The organism is Streptomyces sp. NPDC001401, from assembly GCF_042895385.1.
Lineage (GTDB): Bacteria > Actinomycetota > Actinomycetes > Streptomycetales > Streptomycetaceae > Streptomyces.
In genome coordinates this window covers 85,749-104,487 of sequence record NZ_JBIAWI010000028.1, presented here as the reverse complement: position 1 = coordinate 104,487, position 18,739 = coordinate 85,749, and the positions used below count along the sequence as shown (strand labels likewise).

12 protein-coding genes are annotated in these 18,739 nt (G+C 70.0%); 6 read left to right on the top strand and 6 right to left on the bottom strand.

The window, feature by feature from the left end:
- The first annotated feature begins 29 nt into the window (after positions 1 to 29).
- The 3 genes from pta (at position 30) to pyk (ending at position 4,913) form a co-directional block, all read left to right on the top strand.
- On the top strand, positions 30 to 2,120 hold the full coding sequence (gene pta, locus ACFY10_RS51085) for a phosphate acetyltransferase (RefSeq protein ID WP_390672269.1): 2,091 nt from the start codon (positions 30 to 32) through the stop codon (positions 2,118 to 2,120).
- Positions 2,117 to 3,322, top strand: a complete 1,206-nt coding sequence (locus tag ACFY10_RS51080; protein WP_390672268.1) for an acetate kinase — start codon at positions 2,117 to 2,119, stop codon at positions 3,320 to 3,322. The genes pta and ACFY10_RS51080 overlap by 4 nt, the downstream gene beginning before the upstream one ends.
- A gap of 157 nt (positions 3,323 to 3,479) precedes the next feature.
- Complete coding sequence (gene pyk, locus ACFY10_RS51075; RefSeq protein ID WP_390672267.1) at positions 3,480 to 4,913, top strand: pyruvate kinase; 1,434 nt, start codon at positions 3,480 to 3,482, stop codon at positions 4,911 to 4,913.
- Positions 4,914 to 5,274: 361 nt separating this feature from the next.
- Here the strand turns inward: pyk and ACFY10_RS51070 are convergent, their stop codons facing one another.
- The 4 genes from ACFY10_RS51070 to ACFY10_RS51055 form a co-directional block, all read right to left on the bottom strand.
- Positions 5,275 to 6,597, bottom strand: coding sequence for a hypothetical protein (locus ACFY10_RS51070; protein ID WP_390672266.1), 1,323 nt, complete (start codon positions 6,595 to 6,597; stop codon positions 5,275 to 5,277).
- Positions 6,587 to 7,144, bottom strand: a complete 558-nt coding sequence (locus ACFY10_RS51065; protein WP_390672265.1) for a DUF6114 domain-containing protein — start codon at positions 7,142 to 7,144, stop codon at positions 6,587 to 6,589. Before ACFY10_RS51065 ends, ACFY10_RS51070 begins: the two co-directional genes overlap by 11 nt.
- Positions 7,145 to 7,275: 131 nt before the next feature.
- Positions 7,276 to 7,908, bottom strand: a complete 633-nt coding sequence (locus ACFY10_RS51060; protein WP_390672264.1) for a DUF6230 family protein — start codon at positions 7,906 to 7,908, stop codon at positions 7,276 to 7,278.
- A gap of 647 nt (positions 7,909 to 8,555) precedes the next feature.
- Complete coding sequence (locus tag ACFY10_RS51055; RefSeq protein WP_390672263.1) at positions 8,556 to 9,536, bottom strand: tetratricopeptide repeat protein; 981 nt, start codon at positions 9,534 to 9,536, stop codon at positions 8,556 to 8,558.
- A gap of 203 nt (positions 9,537 to 9,739) precedes the next feature.
- Between ACFY10_RS51055 and ACFY10_RS51050 the strand changes: the two genes are divergently transcribed.
- A complete protein-coding gene (locus tag ACFY10_RS51050) occupies positions 9,740 to 10,369 on the top strand; it encodes a TetR/AcrR family transcriptional regulator (protein WP_390672262.1) in 630 nt (209 codons plus the stop codon).
- 13 nt (positions 10,370 to 10,382) lie between these two features.
- Here ACFY10_RS51050 and ACFY10_RS51045 read toward each other — a convergent pair whose 3' ends face one another.
- Both ACFY10_RS51045 and ACFY10_RS51040 read right to left on the bottom strand, forming a co-directional pair.
- Complete coding sequence (locus ACFY10_RS51045) at positions 10,383 to 11,390, bottom strand: trypsin-like serine peptidase (RefSeq protein WP_390672261.1); 1,008 nt, start codon at positions 11,388 to 11,390, stop codon at positions 10,383 to 10,385.
- 108 nt (positions 11,391 to 11,498) lie between these two features.
- A complete protein-coding gene (locus ACFY10_RS51040) occupies positions 11,499 to 13,199 on the bottom strand; it encodes a methylmalonyl-CoA mutase (protein ID WP_390672260.1) in 1,701 nt (566 codons plus the stop codon).
- Positions 13,200 to 13,540: 341 nt separating this feature from the next.
- On the opposite strand from ACFY10_RS51040, the gene ACFY10_RS51035 reads away from it, so the two are divergent.
- Together ACFY10_RS51035 and ACFY10_RS51030 are read left to right on the top strand one after the other, a co-directional pair.
- Entirely contained in the window at positions 13,541 to 17,980 is a 4,440-nt protein-coding gene (locus ACFY10_RS51035) for an RICIN domain-containing protein (protein WP_390672259.1), read from the top strand.
- Positions 17,977 to 18,702, top strand: coding sequence for a hypothetical protein (locus ACFY10_RS51030; RefSeq protein WP_390672258.1), 726 nt, complete (start codon positions 17,977 to 17,979; stop codon positions 18,700 to 18,702). Before ACFY10_RS51035 ends, ACFY10_RS51030 begins: the two co-directional genes overlap by 4 nt.
- The last annotated feature ends 37 nt before the right edge of the window (positions 18,703 to 18,739 follow it).

Below are 18,739 nucleotides of genomic sequence, written 5' to 3'. Positions count from 1 at the left end.
GTAACGGCGTAAGGAAACGGAGAGCACGCGTGACGCGCAGCGTGTACGTGACCGGAATCGACCGCGGCGACGGCCGCCAGGTCGTGGAGCTGGGCGTCATGGAGCTCCTGACTCGGCAGGTCGACCGGGTCGGGGTGTTCCGGCCGCTCGTCCACCACCAGCCCGACCGCCTGTTCGAGCTGCTCCGCGCCCGCTACCGGCTCTCCCAGGACCCGGCAACCGTCTACGGCATGGACTACCACGAGGCGTCCGCCCTGCAGGCGGAACGGGGTACGGACGAACTGGTGTCCACCCTCGTCGAACGCTTCCACCTGGTCGCGCGCGACTACGAGGTCGTCCTCGTCCTGGGCACGGACTTCGCCGACACCCAGCTGCCGGACGAACTCTCCCTCAACGCCCGGCTGGCGAACGAGTTCGGCGCTTCGGTGATCCCGGTCGTGGGCGGCCGCAAGCAGCCCACCGAGTCCGTACTGGCCGAGACGCGGAACGCCTACCGCGCGTACGAGAGCCTGGGCTGCGACGTCCTCGCCATGGTGACCAACCGGGTCGCGCGCGACGACCGGGAGGAGATCGCGCAGAAGCTCGACTCCCGCCTCCCCGTGCCGTGCTACGTCGTCCCGGACGAGCCCGCTCTCGCCGCCCCCACCGTCTCCCAGATCGGCCAGGCCCTCGGCGCCAAGGTCGTCCTCGGCGACGACTCGGGGCTGGCGCGCGACGCCCTGGACTTCGTCTTCGGCGGTGCGATGCTGCCGAACTTCCTGTCCGCCCTGACCCCGGGCTGTCTGGTCGTGACGCCGGGCGACCGCGCCGACCTGGTCGTCGGCTCGCTGGCCGCACACAGCGCCGGCACCCCGCCGATAGCCGGCGTACTGCTCACCCTGAACGAGGTGCCGAGCGACGAGATCCTCACCCTCGCCGCCCGCCTCGCGCCGGGCACCCCGGTGCTCTCGGTGGCCGGCAACAGCTTTCCCACCGCCGCCGAACTCTTCTCCCTGGAAGGGAAGTTGAACGCGGCGACGCCGCGCAAGGCGGAGACCGCGCTCGGCCTCTTCGAGCGGTATGTCGACACCGGCGACCTGCTGGGGCGCGTCTCCACGCCCAGCAGCGACCGCCTCACCCCGATGATGTTCGAGCACAAGCTCCTCGAGCAGGCCCGCTCCGACAAGCGGCGGGTCGTCCTCCCGGAGGGCACCGAGGAGCGCGTCCTGCACGCCGCCGAGGTGCTTCTGCGCCGCGGGGTCTGCGACCTCACCCTGCTCGGCCCGGTCGACCAGATCCGCAAGAAGGCGGCCGACCTCGGCATCGACCTGGGCGGGTGTCAGCTGATCGACCCCGCCACCAGCGAGCTGCGCGACTCCTTCGCGGAGAAGTACGCGCAGTTCCGCGCCCACAAGGGCGTCACCGTGGAGCTGGCGTACGACGTCGTCTCGGACGTCAACTACTTCGGCACGCTGATGGTCCAGGAGGGCCTCGCGGACGGCATGGTGTCGGGTTCGGTCCACTCGACGGCCGCGACCATCCGCCCCGCCTTCGAGATCATCAAGACCAAGCCGGACGCGGACATCGTCTCGTCCGTCTTCTTCATGTGCCTCGCCGACAAGGTCCTCGTCTACGGCGACTGCGCGGTGAACCCCGACCCGAACGCCGAGCAGCTGGCCGACATCGCCATCCAGTCGGCCGCCACCGCCCAGCAGTTCGGCGTGGAGCCGCGGATCGCGATGCTGTCGTACTCGACGGGTACGTCCGGTTCGGGCGCCGACGTCGACAAGGTGCGGGAGGCGACCGAGCTGGTCCGGGAAAGGCGCCCCGACCTGAGGATCGAGGGACCGATCCAGTACGACGCCGCCGTGGAGCCGACCGTCGCGGCCACCAAGCTGCCGAGCTCCGAAGTCGCCGGGCAGGCAACGGTTTTGATCTTCCCTGACCTCAATACAGGTAACAACACCTACAAGGCCGTGCAGCGTTCGGCCGGCGCGATCGCCGTCGGGCCGGTGCTGCAGGGTCTGCGCAAGCCGGTCAACGACCTGTCCCGGGGCGCTCTTGTCTCGGACATCGTCAACACAGTCGCCATCACCGCCATTCAGGCCCAGCACCCGAACGAGAAGGCGTCCGCCCAGTGAGCCCCTCCCGTGTCCTCGTCCTCAACTCCGGCTCCTCGTCGGTGAAGTACCAGCTGCTCGACATGCGCGACAGCAGCCGGCTCGCCGTGGGCCTCGTCGAGCGGATCGGCGAGGAGACCTCACGGCTCAAGCACACGCCGCTCGTGACGGGCGGCGGGTCCCGTGAGTGGAACGGGCCGATCGCCGACCACGAGGCCGCCCTGAAGGCCGTGTCGGAGGAGCTGGCGAAGGACGGGCTGGGGCTGGACTCCCCCGAGCTCGCCGCGATCGGGCACCGGGTCGTGCACGGCGGGAAGTCCTTCACCGAGCCGACCGTGATCGACGACGCCGTGCTCGCCGAGATCGAGCGGCTGATACCGGTGGCGCCCCTGCACAACCCGGCCAACCTCACCGGCATCCGTACCGCCCGGGCGCTGCGGCCCGACCTGCCGCAGGTCGCCGTCTTCGACACCGCGTTCCACACGACGATGCCGGAGTCGGCCGCCCGCTACGCGATCGACGTGAAGACCGCCGACGAGCACCGGATCCGGCGGTACGGCTTCCACGGGACCTCGCACGCATATGTGTCCCGGGCCACCGCCGAGCTGCTCGGCAAGGCGCCCGAGGAGGTCAACGTCATCGTGCTGCACCTCGGCAACGGAGCGTCCGCCTCTGCCGTACGGGGCGGGAAGTGCGTGGACACCTCCATGGGGCTGACGCCTTTGGAGGGGCTTGTGATGGGTACGCGATCCGGGGACATGGATCCGGCCGTCATCTTCCATTTGATGCGTGTTGGCGGAATGTCCACGGACGAGATCGACACTCTTCTCAACAAGAAGAGCGGGTTGATCGGGCTGTGCGGTGACAACGACATGCGTGAGATCCGTCGCCGGGTCGACGAAGGCGACGAAGAGGCGCAGCTCGCCTTCGACATCTACATTCACCGGCTGAAGAAGTACATCGGCGCCTATTACGCCGTACTCGGGCGGGTGGACGCGGTCGCCTTCACAGCGGGAGTCGGGGAGAACGCGAGTCCGGTGCGAGAGGCTGCCATGACGGGCCTGGAGGAGCTGGGCCTGGCTGTGGACAGGGAGCTGAACGCCGTACGCAGTGACGAACCGCGGCTGATCTCGCCCGCACACGCGCGCGTGGCGGTCGCCGTGGTGCCGACCGACGAGGAACTGGAGATCGCCGCACAGACCTACGCACTGGTCGGGCAGTAACGAAATGCGGCTCCGCCGCTTGGCCGGCCGAGGAACAAGAACAGCTGAAGAACCCTGAGGAATACACCGCAGTAACACGCCTGAGCGCGGACCCGCCCATTTGTATCTTCCGCCAGACGGAATATTCCGCGGCGAAACAAACCGATAGGATCGCCCCATGCGCCGTTCGAAAATCGTCTGTACTCTCGGCCCCGCGGTCGACTCCCACGAAATGCTGGTCTCGATGATCGAGGCCGGAATGAACGTGGCCAGGTTCAACTTCAGCCACGGCACCCACGCCGAGCACCAGGGGCGGTACGACCGCGTCCGGGCCGCGTCCAAGGAGACCGGCAGGCCCATCGGTGTCCTCGCCGACCTGCAGGGCCCGAAGATCCGTCTGGAGACCATCGCGGAAGGCCCGGTCGAGCTCGAGCGCGGTGACGAGTTCGTCATCACCACCGAGGACGTCCCGGGCGACAAGTCCATCTGCGGCACGACCTACAAGGGCCTGCCCGGCGATGTCGACCGCGGCGACCAGATCCTGATCAACGACGGCAACGTCGAGCTGAAGGTCCTGGACGTCGAGGGCCCGCGGGTGAAGACGATCGTCATCGAGGGCGGTGTCGTCTCCGACCACAAGGGCATCAACCTGCCCGGCGCGGCCGTGAACGTGCCGGCGCTGTCCGAGAAGGACGTGGAGGACCTCCGCTTCGCCCTCCGTATGGGCTGCGACATGGTCGCGCTGTCCTTCGTGCGGGATGCCAAGGACGTGGCCGACGTCCACAAGGTGATGGACGAGGAGGGCCGCCGGGTCCCCGTCATCGCCAAGGTGGAGAAGCCGCAGGCGGTGGACAACATGGAGGGCGTCGTGATGGCGTTCGACGCCGTCATGGTGGCCCGCGGCGACCTGGCCGTCGAGTACCCGCTCGAGAAGGTCCCCATGGTGCAGAAGCGCCTCATCGAGCTGTGCCGCCGCAACGCCAAGCCGGTGATCGTGGCGACCCAGATGATGGAGTCGATGATCACCAACTCCCGTCCCACGCGCGCCGAGGCGTCCGACGTCGCCAACGCGATCCTGGACGGCGCGGACGCGGTCATGCTGTCGGCGGAGTCCTCGGTCGGCGCCTACCCGGTCGAGACCGTGAAGACGATGTCGAAGATCGTCGCGGCGGCCGAGCAGGAGCTGCTCTCCAAGGGCCTTCAGCCGCTGGTTCCGGGCAAGAAGCCGCGCACGCAGGGCGGTTCGGTCGCGCGCGCCGCATGCGAGATCGCGGACTTCCTGGGCGGCCGGGGCCTGGTGGCCTTCACCCAGTCCGGCGACACCGCCCGCCGCCTGTCGCGCTACCGCGCCCAGCAGCCGATCATCGCCTTCACCACCGACGAGAACACCCGCAACCAGCTCACGCTCAGCTGGGGCGTCGAGTCGCACGTGGTGCCGTTCGTCAACACCACGGACGAGATGGTCGACATGGTCGACCAGGAGATCGCCAAGATCAACCGCTTCAACCCGGGCGAGATCGTCATCATCACGGCCGGCTCGCCCCCCGGCGTCCCCGGCACCACCAACATGCTCCGCGTCCACCACATCGCGGGCGGCAACGGCACCAACTGACGAGCCCCGCAAAGGCTCTTGTACGGCACTGAGGGCGCCTCCTGCGACGGGGGGCGCCCTTTGGGATGGACGGCGGTGATCAGCCGTACGGCCTCGGCCTTCGCCCGCTCGGCGAGCCCACAGGGAGGCCTCGACCGCGACGTCACCACGGGTCTCCAGCTCTCGCACCGCGTGGTCCAGCAGCAGGGCGATGTCGACCACGGGCTCTCCCAGCAGCCGCACGCCGAGGTCCACGCCATGGACGACGATCCGCAGGTCGGCCCCCCACCGGATGTTCTCTTGTACGGCACTGAGGGCGCCCCCTGCGACAGGGGGCGCCCTCAGTGTGTTGCGCGGCTCCCGAACGGGTCTGTGACGGCGCTCAGCCGGTTCCGTCGGTCGTGTAGACGTGCATGCCGGGCACGTGCAGGGTGCCGCCGAACTGAGCGGCCTGGACGACCTTCACGTTGGTGAAGAAGATCTCCGGGAGGTTCAGCGGAGGCGGGCTGTCCGGGGTGAACGTCAGCGGGATCAGACCGAGCAGATTCCCGGAGATGGACTCCGTGTACATCGTCGTCGGGCCGCCGGTGATCTCGGACTTCGTACCCCGCCCGGCCTGCACGTGATAGGTCTTGTTGATGTCGTGGTCCTTGACCGTCTGATGCAGGTCGCCGATCTCGGTGCCGCCGGAGATGACGTACTTCAGCACCCTCTTGATGGTGCCGTTGGCCGTCCTCACCTTGACGATGCCCTGGTAGTCGGCGCTATGCAGCTTCAGATAGCTGGCGCTCAGGTACCAGGGGTCGTCCGCCACCGGCACCTTGTTGTCGACGCCGCCCGTGGCGTCCGTGGCAGCCTCGCAGTTCCCCGGGTCCGTGGACGAGCTCGGCGACGGGCTGGCGGAGGTGGCCGATTCGGCCGCCTTGGTCGCCGATTCGGCCGCCTTGGTCGCCGTGTCGGTCGTGTCCTTCACGGTGTTGTTCACCGTGTCGGTGACCTTCTTGGCCGTGTCCTTGACGGTGTCCGACGCGCTCGTGCTCGAGGACCCCGAGGACGAGGAGTCCTTGCTCGCGCTCGCCGAGGCGGACGGCGTGGGCGTCGGGCTCGCGCTCGACGTGGAACTGCCGCTGCCGCCGGTGAAGATGCCGGTGATCGCGTCGCCGAGGTCGCCCAGCAGACCGCCGCCGCTGCTCGCGGACGCCGAGGGGCTCGGCGTGGCGGTGTCACCGCCCGACGTGTCCTTGCCCGAGCTCGCCGAGGCGGACGGTGTGGGCGTGGCCTTGTCGCCGGAACCTGAATCCGACGAAGAGGTCTTGCCCGAGTCCGACGTCGAGCCCGAGGAGTCCTTGGACGTGCCGGCGGAGGACGACGGCGAGGGCGTCGCCTTGTCCGCGGAGTCACTGGAACTCGCCGAGGCGGACGGCGACGGCGAGGCCGAGGAGCCGTCCACCGCCGCGACGCAGTCCTTGTACTCGTTCGCGGCCTGGCTGTTCGACGTCGAGCCGCCGCTGTCGGCCAGCGCGAGCGAGGACGTGAAGCCCATGCCCATGATGACCGCCGTCGGCATCGCCACCGTGGCTATCGCCTTGCCGGCCGGCATGTGGAACCTGGTGAACAGCGGCTTCTTGGGTGCCGCGTGGCGCGGCCCGGTTCTCACACGGGACTCGTCCACATCAGTCCCGTGGGTCACCTCGTCAGCCGGCACTGTGCCTCCCGTTCGCCCCGTTCGCCGGGCTCGTTCCTGACAGATCGATCGGCTCGCCCACCACGGGCTTGAGGATGGTGGTGTCCGGGTCCTGCGCCTGAGGGGCACCGCCCGCTCCCGGCGCGTCTTCCTGCGCAGCCTCGGCCGGCGGCTCGCCCGGCGCCCAGGCCACGGCCATCGCCCCGCCGACCAGGGCGAACAGGAAGCCGATCAGGAACCCGCCCAGGTTGGACACGGGGATGGACACCAGACCCAGCAGGATCGCCGCGACGCCCGCGAAGGTACGCACGTGCTTCTGGAACCAGAGGCTGAAGCCCAGGACGATCAGCAGCACGCCGATGATCAGGGACCCGGCGCCCGCGGTGGTCGCCATCGCCAACGTCAGATGGCCCACCTGCAGGTGGGCGTACGGGAAGTACGCGATGGGAAGGCCGGCGAACATGACGAACAGGCCGGCCCAGAACGGCCGCGTGCCCCGCCAGGCGCGGAACTGCACCCTCCGGCGACTGAACTGGCCGGCGGGTACGGCAGGAGTCTCGGCGCTCATGGAAAACAGCTCCCTGGTGCGGCTTTGCTGTAGTGATGGTGCTGTGGTGGTGAGTTGCACTACGTGTGAAGAAAGTGGTGGAAGGTGGACGGGCGGGGGCGCCATCGGCTCCCCCGCCCGTCACAGAGTGCCTAGTAGCACTCGTGCGTACCCGTCTGCACGGACATCTTCAGCCCGCTCAGCTTGAAGGTTCCGGCGGTGGTCGCCCACGCCGTCTGCTTCACGCCCGTCAGCGAGGCGTGTTCGGCCTGCTGCGCAAAACCGTTCGGGTTCGCGGTGTCACCGCTCTTGATGCCGGGGCCCTTGCTGGCGCTCCCGGCGGCCACACCGATGTCGATGTTCTTGAACGTCGCGTCGGCGCTCAGGTCATCGAGGTCGATGTACAGCTTGCTGGCCTCGACCGGCGTGCCGTCGCCGCCCGCATGCAGGAGCAGGCTGACGCTGCCCAGTATCGGGATGTTCGGGGTGACCACGGACTGGCACAGGTCCGTGATGGACGCGGACTCGAACGCGGAGACCGCAACCGGGTGGACCGTCTTCTTGCCGTCGAGGGTGTACCCCGAGTCAATGGCCCCGTACTGCGAGAAGCCATCGCCTTCCAGCGACTTGGCCGACACCTTGAACTGCTGGCCGGACACGCTGAACGACGCGGCGAGAGCGCCCTGCGCGAGGGCGACACCTATCGCGGCCGTAGCGGCGACGCTGGGCACCATGACCACAGCGAAGCGCTTCCATCTGGTCCCGCCACGCACCTGGGACTCCATATTTCCTCCTTCTCGGACGTACATCTCCTGGCCCTGACTGCCCCCAGTTGGCGGCTCAGCCGGGCAGGGATGGGAGAAGTGCTACGTCCTCGGGAAGGAGAGCGCCTGCATTCGGAGGCGCTGAACCGCGCACCGATCGCCGACGATCACCCCCGAGCGACAACCACTGGTCGCGCCTGACACGCATCACGCACAACCTTGCTGGACAGGCTTCGCCGAGTAGGCGAAGACCCCCCTGTCCAAGAGCCGGCACCAGTGGTGTCGGCTCTACTCGGTGGGGACCCAGGAACTCCCGCGACCCAACCGGCTGTCGGGGTACGGGAAAGGACCGAGCGTCGCCGATCGTGGTGCATTCTCGCCGCCCGCACAAGGGGCTTCGTTACTGGGTAGTAACGGCCGGATAACCGAACAACGACCCACAGGTCTCGGGCGGCGACGGAGGGTGCAGCCGAGGGCCTGGACAAAACCATTGATCGTTGGACAGAAACCGACAGATCAACGCCTGGAACTTACTTGCAGTAACAGCGGCCGCGTTTACCAAGTTTTGGTAAAGCGCGGCCGCACTGACGTTCCATCGGCAAATCTTTCACTCGGGCATCACATGCCCTGGCGTTTAGCGACTGGTCAGAACCGGGCCGCCGACCCGCTCAGAACAGTGCGCGCGCGAGCGCCCTGCGGGCCGCCGCCACCCTCGGATCATCCGCCCCAACGACCTCAAAGAGCTCCAGCAGTCGCAGACGTACCGTGTCCCGGTCGTCACCCGCCGTGCGCTGGACGGTGTCGATGAGCCGCCCGAAGGCGTCCTCCACATGACCACCGACCAGATCGAGATCGGCCGCGGCGATCTGAGCCTGTACATCGGTCGGCTTCTCGGCGGCGTCCTTGCGCACCTGCTGCGGGTCGAGGCCGCCCACCCGCTGCAGCAACTCGGCCTGGGCGAGCCCCAGTTTGGCCTCCGGGTTGCCCGGGTCGTCGCTCAGCACGTTCTTGTACGCCTGCACCGCACCGCCGAAGTCCCCCGAGTCCAGCGCCCTTACGGCCGCCTCGAGCAGCGCGTCGTACGGCCCGGCCGGCGCCGCCTCGGCGGGAGCCTGGGCGCCGCCCGGCTCGGCGTCGGGGTCGACCGTCAGACCGGTCAGGCCGAAGCGCTGCTCGGCCACCTGCACCAACTGGTCGAGGGTCTGGCGGATCTGCTGTTCGCCGGCGGCCCCCTGGAAGAGCGGCAGCGCCTGCCCGGCGACGACCGCGAAGACGGCCGGGATCCCCTGGACCCCGAACTGCTGCATCAGCATCTGGTTGGCGTCGACGTCGATCCTGGCGAGGAGGAAGCGCCCGCCGTACTCGACGGCGAGCCGCTCGAGCACGGGGCTCAGCTGCTTGCAGGGCTCGCACCACTCGGCCCAGAAGTCGATGACGACGGGCACCTCGGTGGACCGCTGCAGGACGTCGCGCTCGAACCCGGCCTCATCGACGTCGATCACCAGATCGGCCGGGGCGACGGCGCCCGGGGCCCCGCCCTGCCGGGCCGCTTCGGCGCGGGCCTGCTCCGCCTTGGTCTTGGCCTCCTGGGCCGCCTTCACCGCGGCGAGGTCGACGACTCCGCTCATGGACATGTTCCGTGGCTGCATGCGTCTATCCTCCCCCGTTCCCGCGCATCAGTGAAAAGCGTTGAGAAAGCCGGTCCTGTTGCGTTCTGTTCGACGCCGGGTCCCCACCCCACGCCAGCGGTTTCGCTACGAGTCGTAGCGTAATGGCACTGAGTGCCTCTCGGATACCACCCCCCGGTGATCTCCCTCACTGCCTCACAGGAACCGCCCGTTATGGTCGTGGGATGCAGAGCCGCACTCCCGCCCCACGCGCCACCGGACGCCCCCGCAGCGCCGAGGCGGACGCCGCGATCCTGGCGGCCACCCGGGAGGCCCTGGTCGAGCTGGGCTGGTCCAAGCTCACCCTGGGAGACGTCGCGACGCGGGCCGGGGTTGCAAAAACCACGCTCTACCGCCGCTGGTCCGGCAAGAACGAACTGGTCATCGATGCGGTGGCCGAACTCTTCGACGAGCTGGCCCTCCCCGACCGCGGCAGCCTGGCCGCCGACATCGAGGGCGTGGTCCTCCAGTTCGCCGCCATTCTGGCCCGCCCGGAGGCCGCGAGCGGCCTGATGGCGGTGGTGGCGGAGTCGACCCGCGACGACGCCCTGCGGGAGCGGATCCGCACATCGATCGTGGAACGCCAGAAACGCCTGGTCCTGGAGGGCCGCTGCCGTGCCGAGGAACGTGGCGAACTGCCCCCTCAGGCGGACCCGTTCGAGTCCGCCCGCACGGTCGACCTCATCTTCGACGTGGTCGCGGGAGCCGTGGTCCACCGCGCCCTGGTGAGCGGACTCCCGGCGGACGAGGACTGGGTCCGCGACTTCACGGCACTGCTCCTGGGCGGACTCGGAGGGGGCGCCCAGCAGCCGTAGCGGCGTTGTGGTGCTACGACTTCGGTCCCGCCGGCGGGGTGCCGATGACGGCGTCGGCGTACAGGGCCCGGACGTTCTTGCCGAAGTAGGCGCTGTAGGAGATCTGAGGGGTGTAGCCGCCGGTGTGGTAGCCGCCGATGACCCCGATCACCGCCCAGCCGCCCGGCCACGGCACCAGCATCGGTCCGCCGCTGGTGCCGTCCACGAAAGCGTCGCAGGCGATGCGCGGGTAGCTGCCCGGCTCGGCGGGGTCGTCGCTGTCCCAGCGGGTGGTCCGGCTCCAGCACTCCAGCGGCTTCTCGGCTCCTCCCGGGTAGCCGATCATCCGCACGGGGGTGTGGTGGTACCCGGTGCCGGTGAGCAGCTGTACCCCGCCGGTCGCGTCCTCCAGCGGCGTCCCGTCCTGGTTGGGCTCGGTGACGGCGAAGCCGTAGTCGTACTCGGCGCCGGCGTGCTCCCCCAGGTCGTAGTACTCCTGCGGGACGTAGACGCCGTTCGCGCGGACCGGGAAGACTCCGTACGGCTTCTTTCCGTCGTGGTATCGCGGCACGAAGGCCAGGTTGCGGCGCGGGGAGGTGCCCGAGTAGCCGCGCAGACAGTGGCCGGCGCTCAGCACCAGGTCGCGCCCGGGGCTGCGCACCACGGAGCCGCTGCAGGTGCGCCCGGTGCCGCTGACGTCGGTCCAGAAGAAGGTTCCGACCTGGGACATGCCGTCGAAGCTGTGACTGGGCGGGATGTACTCGCCCGGTTGGGGACCGTCCACCGCCGAGGAGGAGGTGGAGGAGACCGAGTCCGTCTCCAGGCCGGAGGCGGCGGAGTTCGCCTCCAGGCCGGTGTCGACGGGCACTGCGGCCGTCAGCCGGGCCGCGTTCCAGTAGGCGTCGAGCCGCGCGGCGACCGGGTTCGCCGGAGGCGGACCGCCATGGGCTGCCGCGACGGGGGCGAGCGCGGCACACGGCAGCAGGGCCACCGCCACCGCGACGGCAGCCCGGGCCGCCCTGGGTCTGAAAAACCTACGCACCGTCAGTTCCCCTGAGGATCGGCGGAGTCGACGGGCCGATGGTACGCAGGGGAACAATCACGGAGAAGGGCGCAGGTCACATTTCCGTCACGCTCCCCCCAGGTGGCGTCAGAACCCCGCCGGCTCGGTGTAGACCCCCCACTCGTCCCGCAGCACCCCGCAGATCTCCCCGAGGGTCGCCTCGGCGCGTACGGCGTCCAGCATCGGCTCGATCATGTTCGCCCCGCTCCGTGCGGAGGCGACCATCGCATCCAGCGCGGCGCGCACGACGGCCTCGTCCCGGGCAGCCTTACGGCCGTCCAGCACCCGGACCTGCTCCCGCTCCACCTCATGGCTGACCCGCAGGATCTCCAGATCCCCGGTGACGGACCCGTGGTGGACGTTCACCCCCACGACCCGCTTGTCGCCCTTCTCCAGGGCCTGCTGGTACTGGAAGGCGGACTCCGCGATCTCCCCGGTGAACCACCCGTCCTCGATCCCGCGCAGAATCCCGGACGTGATCGGCCCGATCGGGTGCTGTCCGTCGGGATGCGCGCGCAGCCCCCGCTCCTTTATCTGCTCGAAGATCTTCTCCGCGTCCGCCTCGATCCGGTCCGTCAGCTGCTCGACGAACCACGAACCGCCCAGCGGATCGGCCACGTTGGCGACCCCGGTCTCCTCCATGAGCACCTGCTGGGTGCGCAGCGCGATCTCCGCGGCCTGCTCGCTCGGCAGGGCGAGGGTCTCGTCCAGGGCGTTGGTGTGCAGCGAGTTGGTCCCGCCGAGCACCGCGGCCAGCGCCTCCACGGCCGTACGCACCACGTTGTTGTACGGCTGCTGCGCGGTCAGCGAGACCCCGGCGGTCTGCGTGTGGAACCGCAGCCACTGCGCCTTCTCGCTCTTCGCCCCGTACACGTCCCGCATCCACCGCGCCCAGATCCTGCGCGCCGCACGGAACTTGGCGATCTCCTCGAAGAAGTCGACGTGCGCGTCGAAGAAGAAGGAGAGGCCGGGGGCGAAGACGTCGACATCCAGCCCGCGCGAGAGCCCCAGCTCCACGTACCCGAAGCCGTCGGCCAGCGTGTACGCCAGCTCCTGCGCGGCCGTGGACCCGGCCTCACGGATGTGGTAGCCGGAGACGGACAGCGGCTTGTAGGCGGGGATCCCGGCCGCGCAGTACTCCATCAGGTCGCCGATCAACCGCAGATGGGGTTCCGGCTGGAACAGCCACTCCTTCTGCGCGATGTACTCCTTGAAGATGTCGGTCTGGAGCGTGCCGTTGAGCACCCCCGGATCGACACCCTGCCGCTCGGCGGCGACGAGGTACATGCAGAAGACGGGAACGGCCGGCCCGCTGATGGTCATGGACGTCGTCACGTCGCCCAGCGGGATGTCCTTGAACAGGACCTCCATGTCGGCGGCGGAGTCGATGGCGACCCCGCAGTGCCCGACCTCACCGAGCGACCGCGGATCGTCCGAGTCCCGTCCCATGAGCGTCGGCATGTCGAAGGCCACGGACAGACCCCCGCCCCCGTTGGCGAGGATCATCTTGTACCGCTCGTTGGTCTGCTCGGCGTTCCCGAACCCGGCGAACTGCCGGATGGTCCACGTACGCCCTCGATAACCGGTCGGATACAGCCCGCGCGTGAACGGGAACTCACCCGGCCACCCGATCCGCTCGAAGCCCTCGTACGTGTCCCCTGCCCGGGGCCCGTACACCGGCTCCACGGGATCCCCGGAGAGCGTGGTGAAGTCGGCGTCGCGCTTGCGCGCACTGTCGTACCGGGCCTGCCAGCGACGGCGGCCCTCCTCGATGGCGTCAGCGTCCATACCCTCGAATTTACTAGGACGTCCTAGTAAATGTCGAGGGCAGCCCGGCGGCCATCCACTCCGAAGGGGTCACCACCTTCACAAAAAAACCCCACCTTGCACTTGGTTGACACACGGGCCTATGGTGACCGCCGTGCCCACGGGAGCCGACCACTCCGCTGCGGGCACGGACCAGCGACCGGGGGGACACCGTCGCTGACGGGGAGGGGCATTTCTTCATGCCACGATTTCTGGCGCACATCGCGCGTCTGAGCCGCACCGGGTCCTGACCTGCGCCCGGCAGCTCCACCTCTTCGAACGGGCACCCCCACCTGCCCTTTTCACGAAGAACGGATCTTGTCTTGCGTTCCAGACGCCCCAGGGCGAGAAGCTTCGCGCGACTCGTCCCGCCCGTGCTCGCGCTGGCCGTGCTGGCCACGGTCGCCGGGCACCCGGAGCTGCCCGAGCGGCGGCCCACCGACACCGGCCTCGTCGGCGACAGCTACGACGGCTTCGACGCGGCCGCCGCCGAGCAGCTGCGCCAGGACCAGTGCCTGCTGGCCGGCGCCCTGCGCCTCGGCGGTCCGGCCATGTTCTCCACCGCACAGGACGGGCTCAACCAGCCCCCGGACAAGCTGCACACCGCGGCCGACCCGCAGTACTGGAACACGACCCCGCTGTCGACCGCGTTCGCCAAGGACAGGGACGCCGCCGACAAGGAGGGCGACGGTCTCAACGCGTACGTCGAGGAGTGGAAGAAGCCGCTGGCCGGCCTGAGCACTCCCGGCGGCTTCACCGAGACCGGGTTCCACTGGCCGCCGGGGACCACCGGCACCGGCCCGGGCTTCTTCGCGCAGACCGGTCTGGACAAGTGGGTCGCGGACCAGTTCTGGAAGAAGCAGGACGACTTCTACGAGGACCCGACCCCGAAGGCCGACGACACCACCGTCAAGGCCGTGAAGGACCTCGGCACCCCGCTCTACGGCGGCGATCCCGACCCCTCGCTCCCCACTCCGCAGTGGCAGCAGGCGTACGCCGAGCACCAGGCGTGGGAGAAGCTGGTCAACTGGGAGCCCGAGCCGACGAGCGCGGACAACGCCCGTCTCTTCCTCTCCTCCGGCGGCTTCGCGCGCACCGCCGCCGAACCGGGCAGCGTCGAGTACCGCATCGCCGTCGAGGACCTGAAGAGCCGGTTCGCCGCCTGTGCCTGGCGCACCCCGGTCGACCCGAGCCAGGTCCTCGGCAAGGAGGTCTCCGCCGCGTCCGCCGAGTGGCAGCAGGAGATCGCCGGGCAGGCCGCCCAGCGCAACCGGATCCTCGGCGCCAACAGCGACGCCACCAAGGCCCTCGCGGCCGGTTCCAAGTCGCTGGGCGTGCTGCTGGGGCAGTCGTGGATCGCCGACCGGCTGGCCCGCTGGCAGGACTACTGGTCGGCCGGCGGCCCCGGCTGGATCGGGGACAGCCCGATGGTCGTGCACGCGCACGGCTCCTCCGACAAGTGCCTGGAGGCGGCCGGCGGCAAGAAGGACAACGGCACGCCGGTGCAGATCTACACCTGCAACGGCGGCGCGGGCCAGAAGTGGAAGATCAGCGGCGCCACGTTGGTCAACGTCAACTCCGGCAAGTGCCTGGAGGTCAAGGGCGCGGGCACCGCGAACGGTACGGCGCTGCAGCTCGCGACGTGCACCACCGGTGCCGCCCAGAAGTGGGAGTACAACACCCACGCGACCACGCGCCTGTACAACCCGGGCACCGCCAACTGCCTCGACCTCGCGACGTACGACAACGGCCGTGACGCTCGGATGTGGGACTGCAAGGGCACCGACCCGCAGAAGTTCGACATGACGCCGTCCGGCCACAGCGGCACCGACGACCTGGACTATCCGACCAAGACCCAGTTCGACAAGGCCAAGAAGGGCGTCACGGACGCCCAGGCCGAGGCGAAGAAGCAGCTCGACCTGCTCAAGGACCGGGCCACCGCGGCGAAGAAGGACGCCACCGACAGCGACACCGCCGAGCAGGCCGCCTACACGATCGCCGACAAGGCGGGGGCGCCGCGCGGCCGCGGCCTGCTGGTCGGCCAGCAGAAGGCGCAGGTCACGAAGGCATCGGCGGCCGCGCTCGACGCCCTGTCCAAGGCCGGCGACACCGCCTACGCCGCGACGAAGGCGTCCGCCGGGGACAGCGCGACCATCGCCGCCCGTGCCGTGACGCAGGCCGCCGCCTCGAAGGCCGCGTTCCGTACGGCCGCGGCCCAGGAGGCCAACGAGCAGGCGAAGGCCGCCGCGGACGCCGCCGCCGTACAGGCGCACAACGCCAAGGACGCGCGCGACACCGCGAGGACGAAGCTCGCCGAGACGCTGAAGGCCGAGGGCGACGCGAAGGCGGCGGCCGCCACCGCGCACGCCAAGCGGCTCGCGGCCCAGGCCGAGGAGCAGACGGCGAAGGCGGAGAAGGAGACCGCCGCGGCCAAGCAGGCCGAGGCCGCCGAGCACAAGTCGAACGCCGAGGGCTACGCGACCAAGGCGAAGGAGGCGCAGGGCACGGCCGAGACCGCCGAGGCCACCGCACGGGCCAAGCGCCAGGACGCGGAGACCGCTCGGGACAAGGCCAAGGACAAGCGGGACGACGCCTGGGACGCCGAGAACAAGGCGAACGCCGCGCGGGCCAAGGCCGACGCCAAGGACGCCTACGCCGACGCCCACGACTCCTCCGACGACGCCACCCAGGCGCGCGCTGCCGCGGACGACGCGGACAAGGCCGCCGACGACGCCGAGTCCGCCGCGAGCTCGGCCCGCTCCGAGGCGGACGCGGCGACCAAGGCGGCCGCCGACGCGGACGCCGCGGCGACCCGGGCCGAGGCTGCCGCCAAGCGGGCCCGGTCCGATTCCGACGCCGCCCAGGCCGCCAAGCTGAAGGCGGACGCGGCGGTCCGGACGGCCACCAGCGCGGCCGCGGACGCCATCAAGGCCTCCCAGGACGCCGCCGCCTCGGCGCGTACCGCCGTGAAGCTGGCCGACGACGCCGAGAAGGACGCCGCCGACGCGAAGAAGCAGGCGGACGCCTCGAAGGCGGAGGCGGTCAAGGCCGTCGCGGGCTCGGCGGACGCCGCCGGCCACGCGTACATCACCGCCCAGGCGGCGGAGGACGCCCGTAACTCGGCCCAGCAGGTCGCTGCTCCGGCGAACGACGCGATCCAGCTCGGTTCGCCGTACGTCACCACGGACTCGGCGGCCGGACTCGTGGTCCTGTCCGGGCAGTCGTCGAAGACGATCGCCGAACAGCAGCAGGCCGTCGCCGAGGCGCACGCCGCCAACGCCCAGAAGGCCGCCGCGCAGGCGCAGAGCACCGCCAACGCGGCGACCGGAGACGCCAAGGCGGCGTACACCATCGCGGCGGAGGCCGCCGGCCACGCGGCGGACGCCCGTGCGTCGGCCAAGGAGGCGCTCGGTTACGCCGCCGAGGCGGCGAAGGCCGCGGCGGACGCGCAGGCGTCACTGGCCCGCACCATCGGCTACGACCAGCAGGCCACCGAGGACGCGGCCGCCGCGGACAAGGCCGCCGGACGCGCCGAGGGCTACGCCGAGGACGCCCGCGACTCCGCCGACCAGGCGGCCCTCGACGCGGACGCCGCCCGCACCGCGGCCTCCGAGGCCGAACAGGCGGCCAAGGACGCCCGCGCCGCGGCCGACCGCGCCGACGCCGAGGCCACCGCGGCCGAACAGGCGGCGAAGGACGCGCAGAAGTACGCGGACTCGGCGCAGCAGGCGGCGGACGAGGCCGAGCGCAAGCAGGCGAACCAGCAGGTCTCGACCGGCGCCGGCACGGGCGTCGACCGCACCTTCTACATCATCGACAAGATGACGGAGGCCGGTCCGGGCAAGCAGCTCAACACCTGCGACTACGTGCCGCAGGGCTGCACGGTGACGTACGAGCTGCACCTGAACGTCACGGTCAGCTACTACTACTGCCTCAACCCCGACGTCCCCGCCACCGAGTCCGGCTGCCCGAAGGCGGACGCCCTGTTCCTCGACCAGAAGACGTTCACGGACCAGAAGCAGAACTGGACCCACCACTTCAGCTTCGGTGACATCACCCGGCTGGGCTGGCAGAACCTCTTCGGCGACAAGCTCGGTGCCGTCCTGTACGAGATCGTGCTGGGCGACGCGGCCCGCTGCTACCACGGCGACGGGTCCAGCTGCGCCTGGGCCGCCGCGATGGTCGTACCGCCGTCGATGGCCGAGAAGCTGGCCGAGGCGGCCAAGCTGGCGCTGCGCGTCGAACAGGCCGTCAAGACCGGTGAGGACGCCGCGAAAGTCCTCGCGGACCTGAAGAAGATCTACGGCGAGAAGGGCGCCGCCCAGGCCGGCGACGCCCTGAGCGAGGCCGGGATGGGTCTGAAGATCGCGCGGGCCGTGGCGGAACGGGCCAAGATCGCCCGTCCCGCCCTCGATCCCAAGCTGCTCGACAAGCTCACCCAGGCAGGCGCGAAGTTCAACAAGGCGGACACGCTCTGGATCGCCGAGTACTCCAAGCCCGGGGTGCCGCTGGCCTGGCTGGAGAAGGGTGACGTCAACAAGGGGCTGATCCACGTCGTCTTCCGGCACGCGGGAGAGTTCGCGGACAAGGGGGTCCGGATCGAGGACATCCCGGCCCTGCTGAAGACGACCCTGACGGAGGGCACGAGGGTCGGCACCGACCGGGGGAGGCCGATCTTCGAGGTCGTCTTCCAGGGCAAGACCCAGCGCCTGGCCGTTACCGTGGGCGACAACGGATTCGTCGTAGGAGCAAATCCCGTATGACCCAGGAAGAACCACGGCACCTGCTCGTGCAGGCCCGGGGCGAGCCGTCCCCCCTGTACGAGCCGCCCGCAGGCGGCTGGTGGGACGAGGACGCAGCCGCGTTCACCGTCGGCCTCCCGCTGGAGGATGCCGCTCTGGCCCTGCCCGCGGACCTCTTGGAGGAGCTGCGCTCCTGGTCCCTGTCCTCCGGCCCCGACCGGCGGGAGCACGTCAGGCAGGGCTTGGCAGCGGCACAGCGGCTGGCCCGGCACCTGGGCCCGTCCTGGGCGGTCCGTTACTGGGACGAGGGTCTTGGCACGGTGAAGTGGCTGTGCTGGGGCTGCGACCGTCTGCACTGGGAACGGGACAGCCACGGCACGCCGCCGCACCCCGTCGACATCACGGTCGAAGGCGAGTTCAAGTACGGTCCGCTGCGCTCCGAGGGGTTCGGGGACTTCTTCCCCGACGACCCGGCCGCCGCGCTGGATCTGTCCGACGGCCTCGTGGCCGGCCTGTACGCGTGGGCGGAGAGCATCGACACCACGCTCAACCTGGACCTGCGGGACCGGGAGGACGGCAAGTACGACGCCGAGTGGGAGCGGCTGTTCCGTGCAGGCTCGGCGCTGGCGCAGCAGCTCGCGCACGAGCTGGGCCCGTCGCGGACGGTGACCTACAAGGGCCTGGCCCACGGCGGCCTGGCGGCCATCACGTCGGTCGGCTGGCGAGGGGACCGGCAGGTGTAGGGGCAGGTGTGTGTCCCCGGCGGCCTCCCGCCGGGGA